Annotated in this window: 19 protein-coding genes and 1 riboswitch; of the genes, 6 read left to right on the forward strand and 13 right to left on the reverse strand. The window is 46.8% G+C overall.

From position 1 onward, the window contains the following. Positions 1 to 648, forward strand: a 648-nt coding sequence (locus FC47_RS08070) for a phosphoenolpyruvate--protein phosphotransferase (protein ID WP_162258420.1), incomplete at its 5' end; no start/stop codon positions are given. Positions 649 to 736: 88 nt separating this feature from the next. Here the strand turns inward: FC47_RS08070 and FC47_RS08075 are convergent. Then, a complete protein-coding gene (locus FC47_RS08075; RefSeq protein WP_006500793.1) occupies positions 737 to 1,195 on the reverse strand; it encodes a universal stress protein in 459 nt (152 codons plus the stop codon). 135 nt (positions 1,196 to 1,330) lie between these two features. Between FC47_RS08075 and FC47_RS08080 the strand changes: the two genes are divergently transcribed. Next, the gene (locus tag FC47_RS08080) at positions 1,331 to 1,738 is read left to right on the forward strand and encodes a hypothetical protein (RefSeq protein WP_052133617.1); all 408 of its coding nucleotides are present in this window, start codon (positions 1,331 to 1,333) and stop codon (positions 1,736 to 1,738) included. 3 nt (positions 1,739 to 1,741) lie between these two features. Continuing rightward, positions 1,742 to 2,209, forward strand: coding sequence for a hypothetical protein (locus FC47_RS08085; protein WP_006500791.1), 468 nt, complete (start codon positions 1,742 to 1,744; stop codon positions 2,207 to 2,209). Between the two features lie 236 nt (positions 2,210 to 2,445). Here FC47_RS08085 and FC47_RS08090 read toward each other — a convergent pair whose 3' ends face one another. Beyond that, entirely contained in the window at positions 2,446 to 3,303 is an 858-nt protein-coding gene (locus tag FC47_RS08090; protein WP_006500790.1) for a hypothetical protein, read from the reverse strand. 3 nt (positions 3,304 to 3,306) lie between these two features. Then, on the reverse strand, positions 3,307 to 3,723 hold the full coding sequence (locus tag FC47_RS08095; RefSeq protein ID WP_033934985.1) for a helix-turn-helix domain-containing protein: 417 nt from the start codon (positions 3,721 to 3,723) through the stop codon (positions 3,307 to 3,309). Positions 3,724 to 3,862: 139 nt separating this feature from the next. On the opposite strand from FC47_RS08095, the gene FC47_RS08100 reads away from it, so the two are divergent. After that, complete coding sequence (locus tag FC47_RS08100) at positions 3,863 to 4,822, forward strand: alpha/beta hydrolase (RefSeq protein ID WP_081036760.1); 960 nt, start codon at positions 3,863 to 3,865, stop codon at positions 4,820 to 4,822. Between the two features lie 77 nt (positions 4,823 to 4,899). Here the strand turns inward: FC47_RS08100 and hxlB are convergent, their stop codons facing one another. The 6 genes from hxlB to FC47_RS08130 are packed head-to-tail and all read right to left on the reverse strand — an operon-like array spanning position 4,900 to position 9,402. Next, positions 4,900 to 5,442: a 6-phospho-3-hexuloisomerase gene (hxlB, locus tag FC47_RS08105; RefSeq protein WP_056968582.1), complete on the reverse strand. Its 543-nt coding sequence runs from the start codon at positions 5,440 to 5,442 to the stop codon at positions 4,900 to 4,902. Position 5,443: 1 nt separating this feature from the next. Then, a complete protein-coding gene (locus tag FC47_RS08110; RefSeq protein WP_056968583.1) occupies positions 5,444 to 6,067 on the reverse strand; it encodes an orotidine 5'-phosphate decarboxylase / HUMPS family protein in 624 nt (207 codons plus the stop codon). After that, entirely contained in the window at positions 6,067 to 7,026 is a 960-nt protein-coding gene (locus tag FC47_RS08115; RefSeq protein ID WP_056968584.1) for a sugar kinase, read from the reverse strand. The genes FC47_RS08110 and FC47_RS08115 overlap by 1 nt, the downstream gene beginning before the upstream one ends. Positions 7,027 to 7,053: 27 nt before the next feature. Continuing rightward, positions 7,054 to 8,343 (reverse strand): transporter permease, encoded by a 1,290-nt coding sequence (locus FC47_RS08120; protein ID WP_006500783.1) that lies wholly within the window; start codon positions 8,341 to 8,343, stop codon positions 7,054 to 7,056. Between the two features lie 28 nt (positions 8,344 to 8,371). Next, entirely contained in the window at positions 8,372 to 9,118 is a 747-nt protein-coding gene (locus tag FC47_RS08125; protein WP_056968585.1) for a sugar phosphate isomerase/epimerase family protein, read from the reverse strand. A gap of 26 nt (positions 9,119 to 9,144) precedes the next feature. Then, complete coding sequence (locus FC47_RS08130; RefSeq protein ID WP_006500781.1) at positions 9,145 to 9,402, reverse strand: hypothetical protein; 258 nt, start codon at positions 9,400 to 9,402, stop codon at positions 9,145 to 9,147. A 281-nt stretch (positions 9,403 to 9,683) separates the two neighbouring features. On the opposite strand from FC47_RS08130, the gene FC47_RS08135 reads away from it, so the two are divergent. Beyond that, on the forward strand, positions 9,684 to 10,679 hold the full coding sequence (locus tag FC47_RS08135; protein ID WP_006500780.1) for a LacI family DNA-binding transcriptional regulator: 996 nt from the start codon (positions 9,684 to 9,686) through the stop codon (positions 10,677 to 10,679). 170 nt (positions 10,680 to 10,849) lie between these two features. Here the strand turns inward: FC47_RS08135 and FC47_RS08140 are convergent, their stop codons facing one another. The 4 genes from FC47_RS08140 to FC47_RS08155 are packed head-to-tail and all read right to left on the reverse strand — an operon-like array spanning position 10,850 to position 13,871. Next, positions 10,850 to 11,209 (reverse strand): magnetosome magnetite crystal formation protein family, encoded by a 360-nt coding sequence (locus FC47_RS08140; RefSeq protein ID WP_006500779.1) that lies wholly within the window; start codon positions 11,207 to 11,209, stop codon positions 10,850 to 10,852. 44 nt (positions 11,210 to 11,253) lie between these two features. Continuing rightward, positions 11,254 to 11,907: an energy-coupling factor transporter transmembrane component T family protein gene (locus FC47_RS08145; RefSeq protein WP_056968586.1), complete on the reverse strand. Its 654-nt coding sequence runs from the start codon at positions 11,905 to 11,907 to the stop codon at positions 11,254 to 11,256. Continuing rightward, complete coding sequence (locus FC47_RS08150; RefSeq protein ID WP_056968587.1) at positions 11,908 to 13,293, reverse strand: ABC transporter ATP-binding protein; 1,386 nt, start codon at positions 13,291 to 13,293, stop codon at positions 11,908 to 11,910. It lies immediately after the preceding gene. Continuing rightward, positions 13,293 to 13,871, reverse strand: a complete 579-nt coding sequence (locus FC47_RS08155; RefSeq protein ID WP_006293525.1) for an ECF transporter S component — start codon at positions 13,869 to 13,871, stop codon at positions 13,293 to 13,295. Before FC47_RS08155 ends, FC47_RS08150 begins: the two co-directional genes overlap by 1 nt. An 89-nt stretch (positions 13,872 to 13,960) precedes the next feature. Then, a riboswitch (TPP riboswitch) is annotated at positions 13,961 to 14,050 on the reverse strand. 255 nt (positions 14,051 to 14,305) lie between these two features. On the opposite strand from FC47_RS08155, the gene hemH reads away from it, so the two are divergent. Further along, a complete protein-coding gene (gene hemH / locus FC47_RS08160; protein ID WP_056968588.1) occupies positions 14,306 to 15,322 on the forward strand; it encodes a ferrochelatase in 1,017 nt (338 codons plus the stop codon). Positions 15,323 to 15,331 lie beyond the last annotated feature (9 nt).

Below are 15,331 nucleotides of genomic sequence, written 5' to 3' on the forward strand. Positions count from 1 at the left end.
GCAATTCGAATCTGCCTGCACCGGCCTGACATCTTCAAGACGCAGCTGCGCGCCTTGATTCGGGCCTCTGAATTTGGTCCCGTTGAGATCATGTTCCCAATGATCGCGACTCTGGCTGAGCTGCGTCAGGCTAAGGCAATCTACCAGGAATGCAAGGATGAGCTGCAAAAGGATCACCCGGGTCTAGGCGACAACGTCAAGATCGGAATGATGATCGAAGTGCCATTGGCTGCATTGTATGCCGATCAATTGGCTAAGGAGGTCGACTTCTTCAGTATCGGGACCAATGACCTGATTCAGTACTGCTTTGCGGCCGACCGGGGCAATGACGCGGTTTCCTACCTGTATCAGCCGCTCAACCCAGCCTTTTTGCGGCTGATCAAGCACGTGATTGACGCCGCTCATGCCAACAACACCAAGGCGGCCATGTGTGGCGAAATGGCTGGTGATCAGCTGGCTATGCCATTATTGCTGGGCATGGGACTGGACGAGTATTCCATGAGTGCCAGCTCGATTCTGCGGACGCGGAGCATGATGAAGGATCTGGACACCAAGGAATGCGCCAAGTGGGCCAGCGATGCCATCAACCTGTGCTACACGGCTGATGAAGTGGAAAAGATGGTTAAGACACGGCTGGGCTTAGACTAAGCGCCTGTTTTCCGCTAAAATGCAAAAAAGAAGGACATGCATCCAATTCCAAATGGGGCATGTCCTTTTATGATTTATTGAATAATTGCTATTTTTGCGTCCGAGCAACCATGACGTCGGGTTTGGCAACACGAATTACATAGCCGGTTACTGAGCCTAAGACGATGCGTTCAAAAGCTGATAAGCCCGTTGAGCCGATTACGATCAAATCGTTGTTGTGGTCTTTGGGAAAGTCGCGGCCGATAACCTGCTTAGGATTGCCAAACCGCACGTGAATGTCGACTTTGGCAACGCCAGCATCGATTGCCCTTTGCTTAAGGTCTTCCAGGCGTTCTTGAGTCGTCTTAACCAAGTCATAGGTTTGGTCGGGTGAAAGCGAGCTGGCAGGCGCGTAACCATCGGAAAGCTGCGTAACCTGAACGACATTTAAAATATCCAGGTGAGCATCGCAAGCCTTAGCCATCGCAATGCCTTTTTCCAAAACCTGAGCCGTGACCTTTGAGCCATCGACTGGTACTAAAATGTTGTGATATTGTCCATCTGCCATTGTTGATCCCTCCTGATTTCTATAAATTTAGTATACAATATTTTTGGCCAGCAATCGGCAGAGTAATTGAGGTTTACAGCGCTTTCTAGTAGAATGGTGATGTTGCCAAGCAAATTATGAGGAGATTTTTTTAAAATGAAGAAAGTGTCGAACAACGTCATCAAAGTGATTGCCATTTCCACGGTTACGATGCTGATTGCACTGACTTTGGAACTGCTGATGTATCATCAACACGGCACGTCACTGGTCAGCAGCACGGTTTTATGGCGTGCCGGACTGATCGTTGCGCTTTCAGTAGTCGTTGATTTTTTGGCGGCACTGGACTGGCGTTTTGATGGTTATGTAACGGTATTGGTAATGCTGTATTATGCTGCCGCAGATTGGGGAGCTTTTGAGGTGGTGCGGCCTAAAGCTTCCGTCTACGGGATGTTCGTACAGGTGCTGGCAATCCTGGGGATCATTCTTTGTATTGCCGGAATCTGGTATGGCATAAAACAGCGTCACTATTACTCAATCCAGGAAATCAACAAAATGGGGCGATAAGCGATGGAATTAACGGTTAATGATTATCTGACCCAGCTGGATAAGGCAAAAACGCAGACGGATACTGCCGATGCAGCTCAGATTCAACAAGCTGCGACTTTGACAAAAGGGCTGCAGTTCGTAATCGATCAGCTGGATGCCGGCTATCTGGCTCGTTATGTGTGGCAAGTCGCTATGCCAAGCGGTGATTCGCTTGAAGTAGCTCTGGAAACCAACTTGATCAATATTCCAATGCAGGAGGCCATGCGTCTTGACCCTAAGCTATTAGAAGGTGCCGATGCCAAACCAGTTAATCTGTATCTGGTGGCTACAGGAACCGATTTGAATGCTTCAGGCTTACGAATTGATGAGTTGGCTGCTGCTGACGAGCTAAACGGCTCAACCACGGCCCTGACTGAAAAAATGCAGGCCTGGGTGACGAAGCAGCTGGCACAGACTAATGAGAATCGCGCGGCCAAGGCGGCTGAATAGTTTGCATGAAAGCTTTAAGTGTGCTATTCTAGCCATTGCGATGAGTCGAGAGGTCAGGCAGCCGACCCTTGTTTGGCTGCCCCGCGCGAGCGGAAATGACATTTCGAGCGGGGCCCGTTAACTTGCCGGATTGCAAGGGGCCTGGCAATGGCGAAAGTGGACGTTCGTCACTAGCCTGAGATAATATCAATACGCAGAAAGACCACCGGAGGATTTTTCCTTCGGTGGTCTTTTGTTTACTGAGCCAAATAGATCTGTTCGTCAATCAAGTCAAATGAGTGGAGCTGTTCATTAACTTTTTTCAGCTCGTCATCCTGGGTTAGATGAGCATTTTGCCAGAATTTAGCTGAATCAGTAGCACCGTTTTTCTCACCAATGACCAATAATTTGACTTCTGGATAGTCTTTACGCAGCAGCTGCAAGACTTCCCAATCAATTTCCAGCTTGTCGGGCGACCATGACATGATGACATAATCGACTTGACTGCCATACTTTTTAATTGCGGCCAAGGCATCCAGAGGCTCAATCGTGGTGACGGGATGCTTGCCGGTCTCGTTTTCCTTGGTCCAATCGGTACTGTCGGTGGCAAAGATCGTCTGTGCTGGCCGCAGATTCCGCAAGCCGCTGGAAATATAGCCATTACCAGCCATGATCTCAAGCGTTGGCCGTCCATGCAGGTATTCTGAAAGGGCCTTGATGTAAGGCGCGTTGACGTAGGACCACATACCATAGGTCGCTTCCAGATAGTCGCGATAATTACGCAGAAGCCGGTCCAGTTTTGGCAAGGCATCCACGTAGCGATTCCAGAGCCGGTCGCCTTCTGGGTTGCCTTGTGGGTACTGCTCGTTGACTTTTTTAAAGATGATGTCTTGAATATTGTCGGGCAGCAGCAGTTTAGGTAATGGCTGCGGTAAAAGACCATTTTTGATCAGCCGATCGCTTTCCAAGACGTTATTGATCAGAAATTTAATCTGCGGAAAATCGTCGAATAGATCACGATAGGTCATCAATTGCTCGATATATGGCTGCTTTTTAACGACTTGATGGGCTTTTTTAACTTGTTTTTTGAGTTTCTTTAACTGCTTGGGGTTCATCGTTTACTCCTTAAAATCAAGATTCAGTTCTTCCTGCTTGCCATAAAAGGTGTCAGTTTCACTGCGCTGGCTGCGTCCCTTTAAGTAGCCATTGATTAATTGAAAAATTTCATAGCGATCCTGGCTGGTTAGGACGGTACCTTCAAACAGCAAGTCTTGATTTGAGAAGAAAAGTTTTGCCAAGTCGTGACCATCACGTTCGGTTCGGCCGCATAGATAATCCATGCTGACGTCAAAAAATTCGGCTACTTTACGAACCTCAACGAATGAGGGATTGCGGATGCCACGTTCCCAGTTGCCGATCTGAGTTGGCGTGTTGGGTCTTTCGCCAGGTCCCAGATGCTCGTTCAACGCTTGGGCAAGTTCATTTAGGGTGAGGTTTTGGCCTTTTCTTAAAGCACGCAGACGTTCTGGAAACATATGCTCACTTCCTTAATTAGTTTGTTACGATTATTTTATCATTATTTGAGCAACAGAGCGTGTAAAAAGAATTTCGACAATCAAAATAAAATCTGCTAAACTGGTAGTCATTGTGAATTTGAGAAAAAGAGGGATAATTTTGCATAATCAATCTAGGAAGCATCGGTGGTTGCGCTGGCTGATCGGTGTGGCGGCAACGCTTTTGATCATGATTTTTGCTGCTGGCGGCTACTTTTTTCACGTGGCAATGGTACCGGGGCACAAAGACTTTATCAATAACAATACGAAAATCGTTAAGAGCGATCCCTTGTATCAGCAGAAAAAGTGGTATCAAGACGTTCATAAAACGCGCTGGACGATCAAATCCGCAACCGGCAACTATCGGCTGGATGCCTGGTACGTCCCAGCCGCAAAAAAGACTAATAAGAGCGTCTTGATCGCGCATGGCTTTATGGGCAATAAGGATCAGATGGGAGCCTATGGAGCGCTGTTTCATCAGTTGGGCTATAACGTTCTGGTTCCCGATGCCCGCGCGCAGGGACAAAGCGAGGGTAAATATATTGGCTACGGCTGGCCGGAACGCTATGACGAGCGCAAATGGATCAACAAGCTGATCAAGCATAATGGTCAAGACAGCCAGATCGTGATGTTTGGCGTCAGTATGGGTGGAGCAACGACCATGATGACCAGCGGCATTCAGCTTCCGCGCCAGGTTAAGGCTTTTGTTGAAGACTGCGGCTATTCCAGTCTGGCTGCTGAGATCGATTATGAAGCGCAGAATCTCTATCATCTGCCATGGCTGGTCCGTAAGCCGCTGGAAGGATCATTGAGCATCATCAACCGCATTGCCAATGGTTTTTATCTGCATGATGCCAGCTCAACGGCAATGCTGAAGCAAAATCATCGCCCAATGCTGTTTATTCATGGAGCTGATGATGATTTCGTGCCAACGCGGATGGTATATCAAAACTATCAAGCAACTCGTGGTCCCAAGCAGCTTTGGGTCGTTAAAGGCGCAGCCCATGCCAAGTCGTTTGCTACGAATCCTAAAGCCTATCAAAAACACGTCCAGAAATTCTTGGACCAATACGTAAAATAGGAAAACCCCAATGATCATCAACGATCATTGGGGTTTTTGGGAGTTTGAGGATAGGGAGTTGGTTGCAAGTTGAACGATTATTCCATGTTGCTGTGTTCTTTGGCTGCCTGATCATTAGAGGTATGGTCGCGGCGGCTTAGTTTCAGGCACAAAACATCTAAAACGATATGGACGGTCTGGTCAAAAAGAGTGCTTAAGAGTTGGATGGATTTAACCCCATCGCCAGCTTTGGTAGCACCTGGAACGACGATGACGCCATCGCCAAGTTCACTTAGTTTTGAGTTGGCGTTGCTGGTAACGGCGATGATTTCAGCACCGTTTTGCTTGGCTTTTTCTGCCAGTTCAACGATGCTCTTGGTATTGCCAGAGCCTGATACGGCAACTAAGACATCTCCAGCCTGCACAGAAGGAGTGATGGTTTCACCGATGACATAGGGCGTATAGCCGATGTGCATCAGCCGCATGGCAAAGGCACGCGCCATTAAACCAGACCGGCCAGCACCCAGGACAAAGATGCGCTTTTCTTTGGTCAGCAAAGGTGCAACGGCATCCAGCTGAGTTTCGTCAACTAAATCTAAAACGGTATCGATTTCTTGTTTGACTTGTGCAATTAAGCTCATGTTATTTAACCTCTTTCATAAATTCCTTAGCAGCGGCCACCGGATCAGCAGCCTTGACGATCTTAGAGCCAACGATTACGGTTTCCGCGATTCCCTGTGCCTTGAGTTTTCGTGCCTGATTCAGGTCAATGCCGCCAGCCACGTTGATGCGCTTGATCTGCGGATATTTTTGATGGAAGCTGGCAACCGAGTCAGCGGCATTAAAGGTACCGGTATCATCTTTGGCATGATGCAGGCCATAGATTGCATTTTCAAATTGATCAATGGCTGCCAGTTTTTGATCATTGACTTCCATTAGGTCGATAAACATTTGCCGACCGTACCGTTCGGCAACCTTATAAGTAGTTTCCAGCGTTCCTTGCGAAGCCGCGCCCATAACGGTTAGAATGTCGGCTCCGGTTTCAAAGCCCTTTTCAAACTCGTACTGTCCTTCATCAATCGTTTTGGCGTCCAACAGCAGCTCGGCATGCTGCAGTCCTAATGCTTCTTTATTCAATGCGTAAAAGCCGTAATCCTTGATCAATGATGTTCCCATTTCAATGATGTCAACGATTGGATCAAGCTGACGCGCTAAATCCTTAGCCTGTTCTAAGGTAACGCGGTCAATTGCTGCCTGCAGTTTCATTAGTCTTCGACAACTCCTTCCTTGACATAAAATTCTTTCAGACCATCAGGAGTTGGGTAGCCATCGTTGTCGCCGGGCGTTTGAATCTGGAGTGCGCCAACGGCATTGCCCCGCATTACTGCAGAGCGGAGCGATTTGCCTTCAAGCAGGGCAGTAATGACGCCCAGGGCGAAACCATCGCCCGCGCCGACCGTGTCGACGATATGGTCAACGTGGAAGCCTTTGACCGTGTACTTGTCGCCATTGCTGGTTTTTACGAACGCGCCTTCTGCACCGATCTTAACGATCACCGTATTGGTTCGTTCTCCCTTGAGGTAGAAGTCGGCAATTGCTTCTGGATCATCAGAGCCCATCAAGATCTTGCCTTCCTCGACGCCAGGCAGCACGATATCAGCGTAGCCGGCCAGTTCATTGATCGTCTTGACCATATAGTCGTGACTCTTCCAAAGCGGCCGCAGATTAGGATCAAAGGTAGTAAGAATATTGTTTTCATTCAGTCGTTTAAACAGCGCGCGGAACGTTTCTTCTGCGGTGTCAGAGATGCCGGGGAAAATTCCTGACATGTGGGCGATTTTGACGTCGCTTAAGTCAACTTTTTCAATGACTTCCTTGCTGAGATGGCAGGCTGCGGAGTTCTTCCGGTAGTTGAAGGTTTTAGGGTCGCCCTTGGTAACGAGCTCTTTTAGCTGATGACCGGTCCAGTAGTCGGGGTCAGAAGAAACGTAGCGGGTACCGACCTGATGACTGGCAATCGTCTTTTTGGTGTATTCGCCAAATGGATCCTCGCCGACACGCGAGATGTATTCAACCGAATGGCCAAGACGCTTGACGCCAATTGCTACGTTAAGCTCAGCACCGCCAAGGATTTTGTGCCATTCTAAGGCATCAGCCATTGAAACATCGGGTTCTTTGGAACAAAAAGTGACGATTGGTTCACCGATAGTAATTACTTCACTCATGATTCATATACCTCTTTTTAAATTAGTTTAGCCGAAGAAATGGAATACCAGCAGCTCATTAATGATACTTACAATCCACATAACGGGTACGCCATTCTTCAAGAATTTCTTAGAATCAACCTTCATGTAGTCCAGGCCCCAGACGTTCCATGACTGAGTAATATCAGTTGAAACGGCTAATAACGTTGGCACGTACATTAAAGGCAGCAGCAATGCATCCGAGAACAGACCGATTCCTGAAAGAACGGCTGCGGTTGCGGCGCCGGCACCCCAGACATGGAGCGGACCACGGAACAATGCCAAAGGTGCCAGGATTCCCATTGCCAGACACAGAATTAAGGTGTTGTGCGGCAGAATGGCAGCAAAGATTGGACGGAAACGAACGGCATTCATTGAAGCGGCACCGCTAAACATGGTCAGTGCCATCAAGAACATAATCAATCCGGCAATATCGCTGATAGCAGTTTTGATCGTGTCATTCATAAATTGAATCGAGTGCTTGTAATCTTTAAACTGTCCCGTCAGCAGCATTGCAATTAAAGTACCAAGCGTTAGGGCCGGAACCGCATCCCATTTGAAAAGCATGTTCATGACAACTGGGATGATCGGCACAAGATATGAAATCACCGGTACCGACTTGACTTCATCAGCGTTGTCAGCCGCGCCGATAATTGCCAGATTTTCATCTGCTTTGGCAGGGTCAATCTGTTTGCGATGAACGAATAAAAAGATCAATACAGCAACCATCTGAACGATCATGGCAGCAATGCCGAATTCAAGGTATTTGCCACCGTAGACCGCCTTTGGGAAGAATGCTTTCATTTGGTTGTACAAGACAACGTTCAGATACATCGGAGCACCGATCGACAAAACGAATACCGAGAGGGCCAGATCACGGGGTAAACCGACCGACAGCAGGATTGGCAACAGGATAACGCCGATTGCGATTACCGAGCCAACCCCATAGGCACTGACAAAAATCAGGCATGTGACCAAGGCAACCAACACCGCGGCCAAAAGCGGCTTTTTCTTACCGACTTTATTGGTAGCGGCTGAGATGGCTGGTGCGATGCCACTGTCAACCAAGACGCGTCCGAACCAAGAACCAAAAACAATGTAGATGATCGTTGGGCCGTAGTTTAGGGCTGGCTCAGCGAAGATTTTTTTAATGGCAACATTGAATGGCACTAATCCAATCACGGCCCATAAAATAGCCATGATGAAAAAACCAATCATCAAATTGCCGCCTTTAAGAATATAGACAATAAAACCAATAAATGTGATCAAAAGCAAGATCGCAATGATAGTAGAAGACATAATTGCTCACCCTAGACTTTCTGATGAATTAAATATTTTCTTGAAACAGTTTGATTTGTGCGGCAACGTCTTGGTCGGAAGCCATTGGGAATTCCAAAGCAAATTGAACGTCATGTGGCAGATAGCTGCAGATGATCTTCCAATTGAACATTCCCTTATCCAAATCATCGGTGGTGATCATATGACCTTCGCTGTCCAGCATGGAGTTTTTAAGATGGATGTAGTCGCAATAAGGTGCAAGCTGCTTGGCGGCCAAAACGGCATCGAAGCCGGTAAAGGCCCAGTTGCCAAGATCGTAAACGTAGCCGATGCTGTTGAGGCCAGCGTTTCTTGCTGCAGTCAGGAATTTAATGATTGCATCAGGAGTTCCTGAGACTGGTGTTTGGTCATTTTCAACATTCATTTTGATTTCAGCCAATGGCAGTTTGCTTAAATCTTTTGCCAGGTCGCCATGGTAGCTTGAGAAGTTGCCAGTGTTGAACTTGATTTTGGCGATGCCCATCTGCTTGCCTTCCGCAAAGTATTGTGGCAGCTTAGGATTGATCGTGCCATCAGCTTCAAAGATCACATCCGGCACACTATAGTTGACGATCAAATCATTTTCGCGGGCGGCTTTGGCAACGGCGGCTAATTCAACATCAAAGTCTTTGAAGTATTCGCGATGAACTTCGATGCCATCTGCACCCAAAGCGGCAACCCGCTTAACCAGGTCAACTTGACTGACACCTTTCTTAACATCATTTTCAAAAATCCAAGTGTTTAAGATTAAAGTCATTTTTTTCGTCCCCTTTTTAAAATGTCTCAGTACTTGTTTAATGATTTGACTCGATTCAGCAATTCTTCAAAAGTCAGATCTTGAAATTTTTTCTCATCAACCCGCTTGAAATTGGTTCTTTCAATGGCGTTAAAATCGTCAACCAGATAATAGGCGGTTAGATAGCTCAGTAGAAACTTCTTAGCGGCAATGGCCAGGTCTTTGTCTGCGATTGCTTCCGTTTGGGCGGTTTGGGCAAACTTCAAGGCAAAGGCTTCTGGATCGATTAGTGTTCTTTCGTTCAAGATCGCACCTCCAAAAATGATTTCGCTTTCAACGTTTTATAGTGTAACCTGTTAACCTAAAATATTCAATACTATTTTTAGTTTGCAAATTCCTTTTGTTTCATGTGGTTAACCTGTTACCTGTTGATATTAAAGGGTTTATAAAGGTTAACCCGTTACCTTAAATTTATCAAAAAAATTTAAGGGCTTACAAAAAGAGAGATGAATTAGGGCTAAATTGTCATCAACAGTCGCCATTGTTATAATTAAGTGTTTAGAGGATTAGCGAAAGAGTGAATTTTATGTCGATAAAAGATGCAAGTAAAAAACGCCCTACGATTAGAGATGTTGCTAAAGTTGCTGATGTTTCAGTGGCAACGGTTTCGCGATTTTTAAATGGCAAAACGCAAAAAATGTCAGACCAGACTGCTGAGCGAATTCGGGTTGCCATTAAAAAAATGAATTACGTTCCCAACTCAGCAGCACGAGAGATGGCGCGCAATAGCAGTCGAATTATTGCGGTTCTGGCGGCTAATATTGCAGATTATTTTTCAGTTGAAATCTATCGTGGCATATCAAGTCGGGTTGAAGAGGCAGGATACATATCGGTCCTTTTAAATTCCGGCTCAAGTCTGACTCATGAACGTCAGCTGCTGCATTCAATCAACCAGCATGGCTTTGATGGCTTGGTTTTTCAGCCATTAACCAGCGATACGGAGCAGGTCGCTGGTGAGCTAACGCGTGATTTTCCAGTCGTAGTTGTGGATCGTGACTTACCACGCTCAACATGGCCCAAAGTAGTAACTGACAACTATGAGGCTGCGCGCAGTACGACGGAATATTTCGCTGATCAAGGCTTTCAAAGGGTTGTAGTTTTGACTTCGACGATTGAGTTGGCTTCAACGCGAATCCAGCGTTTTCAAGGAATCAGTCAAGCAGCGTCGACCATTGAGACGATTGAAATTGATGAGAACAACTTTCAGCCGGATGCAGTCTATGGTGCACTCAAAAAAGCCTTGAGTCGACCAGGTAAATGTCTTTTGTTTGCCCTCAAAGAACGCTGGTTGCTGGAATTTTTGCCGCGATTGATGAAAGAGCATGTCATTGACGAAGCAAGAACTGCGGTAACTGGCTTTGCCGATACTGCGTTGATTGGCAGTATCTGTCCCTATGCTAAGGTAGTTTCGCAAAATCCTTTTTTGATGGGGCAGCGTGCCGGCGAGATTTTGCTGCAGATGCTGAAGGGTAAAAAGAACATTCCAGAAGAATCAGTCATTAAAGCTCAATTCAAGCACTAAATAAACGTAATCAAAAAAACAGCACTATGCTAAGCACGACAAAGCTTGGCATAGCGCTGTTTTTGCTTAATTAGTATGCTAATAATCTGTTTTTACACAATCTGATTTTTAATATGCCAAAATAAAAAATCCCTGCCTCAGTGCTGAGACAAGGATTACTGACTTGTAAACTAGAATTCCTGGTGATGATCTTGTGGCTTGCGTCCCAACAAAACCGCGATTCCCATCGCAACGTTGTAGATCAAAAGTACTAAGGCCAGCAGCAATGCAAAAGCTGCCAGAATGCTGAACAAGCCGCCTAAATGAGCCAGATTCTGCATGTTGGCTGCTCCAATGATTACAAAAATCGCAATCATGTACAGCAAGGGGAAAATCTGGCTCCAGAAGGCCTTAACAGCGTTTTTACGCACCTCGTTGAAGCCTTGGTATTTTGCGATAATCCAGACGATCAATGGGAAGATGACCGGTAAAAAGAAAATGCTGAAGTAGGCTAGCGCGCTAACGATTCGCTGACCGAATTTGTTATCCATGAATTGGAATCCTCCAAATATTTTCTTTAATTATATCGAATCTGCTATGGTAGGGCAAATGTGATAATCTGTATTAAAATAATACTTATTATCAATATTGACCAATCACGAGCCGTTAATGCAATCTGATGAACGCTGGTCCGCGCGCGATCCTCAACGTAGCCGTGTGATTCCATAGCCTGCGCCAGTTGGTCCGACCAGGTGATGGCATGCAGGATTGCCTTGAAATAAAGCATTGGTGACCACCAAGACAGATTGATGCCCCGCATTTGACCAGCCGCGCGAATCGTTTTAACCGCCATTTTAATCCGTGGAATCAGATTGACGGCTGCCAGCGTTCCATAAGCAAACTTGCTGGGCAGATGCAGATTTTGTTCCAAAGAGCGGGTGAGCTCCAGTGGACTGGTGGTCTGCGTAATAGCCGCGCCGGTAAAAACGTAGACATAGATTCGTGAAAATAGCACCCAGGCATAAAAATAGTCATGGCCGGGACTGAACCAGGCAATCGTGATAAATACCGCGATTGCTGGAAATAACGGCATTAAAAACAGCCAGCCAAACAAGCGGGGCCGAATGCGCTTAGTCAAAAGATAGATTATGGCAACGGCAACCAAGACCAGATTGATCGTTAAATGGCGCGTAAACGAGACTTCTAAGGCAATGATCAGCACCAACAACAGTTTAAAACTTGGATTCATTTAAAATTCCTCCCGATAGCTGAGCTGACAGTCTGCCAGTTTTACGTGCCGATCAATCAGCTTTTCCAGGCCCTCCAACTGATGGCTGATAATGATCATTGTTTGCGGGTAGACTTTTTGGCTGGCCTTGATCAGATCAACGACATTGTGCAGCGAATGAAGGTCAAGGCCGCTAAAAGGCTCATCCAACAGCAGAACCGGCTGCCCCATCATCAGCATTAAAAGCAGCTGCAGCTTTTTTTGCTGACCGCCAGAAAGCGAGTAGACTACGCGATCCTGCAATTTATTCAAATCAAGCAGCTTAAGTGCCGCGGCTAGGTGATCCTCGTCAAAGTAGGGATTACGGCCCTTTTTAAGACTCAGCGCCAACTCCTCTTTAACCGTTACGCTAAGAAACTGGTCGACGGCATGCTGGAAGACGTAGCCGACCTGTTGAGCATAACGGCGCGGTTTGATTTTTTGGCTGTCCTGGTCATTATAGACGATTGTTCCCTGGTAGGCCGCCAAGTGTGTAATAGCCTTAAACAATGAGGATTTCCCGGTTCCCGTGGCGCCAGTCAGCAGCGTCGTTTGATTTTTGAAAAATGAAAAGTCATTTGCCATGATCAGCTTTTGATCTCCATGTTCAATCACTACTTTTTTGAGCGTTAGAATCGGCTGGTCGCTGGCAGTCGGTAGTTTGACATGGTGTACCGTGGCGGCCAGCTGATCGGCAGACTGAAGCAGTGCATCACTGGCAGCGGCATCAAGCAATTGGGCCCGCTGATTTTCAAAGTGAATGATCTGTTTTGCCAAACCGCGATAGCCATGCAGATCATGATCAGCAACGATAATCGTTTTGTGATACTTTTGCTGCAGTAAGGTCAGCTGCTGAATCAGCAAAGTCCGATTATGGTTGTCGATGCTGGCAAATGGTTCGTCCAACAGCAGAATATCAGTATCCATCGCGACTAAAACGGCCAAGGCGGCCCGCTGCTGCTCACCGCCTGACATCGTGGCCAGCTGACGATCGCGCAGGTGCTCAATGCCGCAGAATTTTAAGGCATGCTCAATGCGGGCAGGCATCTTGTTGGCAGGCAGCTGCAGGTTTTCCAAGGCAAATTCCAATTCATGCTGCGGCGTATCAAGCGCGAACTGCATCCCGGGATCCTGAAACATCATCGCAACGGTTAAACCATTCGGCAGCTCGATGTTTCCCTGCAGAATCCGGCCGCCGTATTTAGGCAGCAGACCGGCTAAAAGGCGCATCAGCGTGGACTTGCCACTGCCGGAAGCACCATAAAAGAGCGTCCACGAATCAACCGGAATTTTCAGCGCAACGTCTTTTAACGTCGGGTGCTTTGGCGTATATGCAAAAGTCAGATTGTCAATTGCCAAATGATTCATTAGTCGTTAAATTCCTCGCGTTTCATGACATGCGAGCGTTCCAGAAGCCGTTCGATCAGCATTACCAAAACGCCGCAGAAGAAGAACATTGAAAGCAGCCGGCCGCTAAAGTAGTAAACGTTTTTGAAGCCAAACTTGTTATAGCCATTGCGGAACCAATCCCAGGCAAACGTTACGATTGTCGTGGTAATGGTTGTTGAAACGGCCCCTAGCCAGTCGTAGTGCTTGTAGCCGGTAAACGTAAAACCCAGTTCGCTGGCAACCCCTTGGACGGCACCAGAAATCAGATTGGCCGCGCCCCATTGATCACCAATCAAGGCTTCACCAGCGGCGCCTAAAAACTCGCCAAGAAAAGGCGCACCAGGTTTTTTCAGCATAAATCCTGCCATCGGACCGGCCATGCACCAAAGTCCCATGGTTAGATCGTTACCCATCATTGGCAGTTTGAGCGGTGTAAAGACAATGGTCAGCGCGTTGTACATAAAGGCAGCTGCCCAGTAGATCACCCCAAAGATAATGCCGACCAGTGCCAGCAGGATGATGTCGCGCAGATGAAACTTGTTATTTTTTTTGGCCATGAAAGACCCTCCTAATGATTGAAATTTTCAATCACCTGTCCAAAAGAAAACCCACTATGGAAAAGATCCACAGTGGGGCTGATTACAACAGATTATTTACCGTATCTCCCTTCGCTGGAATTATCCAGAGCAGGTTCAATGGGTATTATCTCAGCCGTATGGCACCCCAGACATGAATGATTGATCGTTTTCATCTTACAAAATAACTTGGCATAGTGCAAGCCAGCAGAAATTTTATCGAAGTTTAATTTGAAATAAAAAAGAATTTAAGCGGAGAAATTGATTTGAATCAAGCTGGGTTTAAATTCATTGAGATTCACTGATAATCATTTGATCAGCCTGGACACAATATATGGCGTTTGAATATAAAATGGCTACTAGATGTCGTGGTAGAATGGTCCTATTGAATTTCAATAAGAGTAAGAGGCAAAACTATGAAGAAAAATCAAAAAGGCATCCTGCTGGTTAATCTTGGAACGCCAAGTGATCCCAGCGTTCTAGCGGTTACCAGATTTCTACGGCGGTTCTTAAGCGATCGGCGGGTCATTCATATGCCGCCATTGATCTGGCAGCCAATTCTAAACATGATGGTGCTGCCCAAACATGCTCCTAAGTCGGCCGTTAATTATGAGCAGCTGTGGTCATCAGAGATTGGCTCGCCGTTGCTGCATTATACCCAGCGCCAAGCCCAGCTGCTGCAAAAGCGACTGCCGGATTATACGGTTCGCTATGCCATGAGCTACAGTCAGCCGCTGATTGGTGCGGCCTTAAAAGAATTTGAGTTTCAAGGAATCACCGATTTAACGATCATTCCAATGTATCCGCAGTATTCAACTACAACCACGGCTTCGGTTCAAGATGACGTCGCTCGGTTTTACCAGGATCGCAAAACGGTTCCAGAAATTAGATTCGTCAGTGACTACAGCAGTTTTTGGCCGTATGTCAAAGCATTATCGAATAAACTGCAAAAAGCGGTTGCTAAAATGAATCCAGATGCAATCGTCTTTTCATATCATGGCATTCCGCTCAGTTATCAAAAGGCCGGTGATCCTTACGCCCAGCGCTGCCGGCAAACGACCATGGCGGTAATTGAGCGTTTGTGGCTGCAGATTCCCTGTTTTCAAGCCTATCAGTCGCGCTTTGGACCGGCAAAGTGGCTGACGCCGGCCACCAAAGATCTTTTGACCGCGCTGCCTAAGCAAGGCTATCGCAAGGTACTGGTCATCGCGCCTAGTTTTACCGCTGACTGTCTGGAGACGATTCAGGAATTGGGCGAGGAGAACCGAGATGCCTTTTTAGCCGCTGGCGGAAGTGAATATCAATTGCTGCCAGCTTTAAATGATGATGCCGAGTGGGTTGAGGCCTTAGCGCAATTAACGCTTCTAAACGCTGTTATGCCAGCTCAGAACGCAGCCATGGATCTGCCATCAGCTGATCTGCAGACTGAATAGAATCAAAAA

The organism is Limosilactobacillus mucosae DSM 13345 (genome assembly GCF_001436025.1).
Classification (GTDB): Bacteria; Bacillota; Bacilli; order Lactobacillales; family Lactobacillaceae; genus Limosilactobacillus; species Limosilactobacillus mucosae.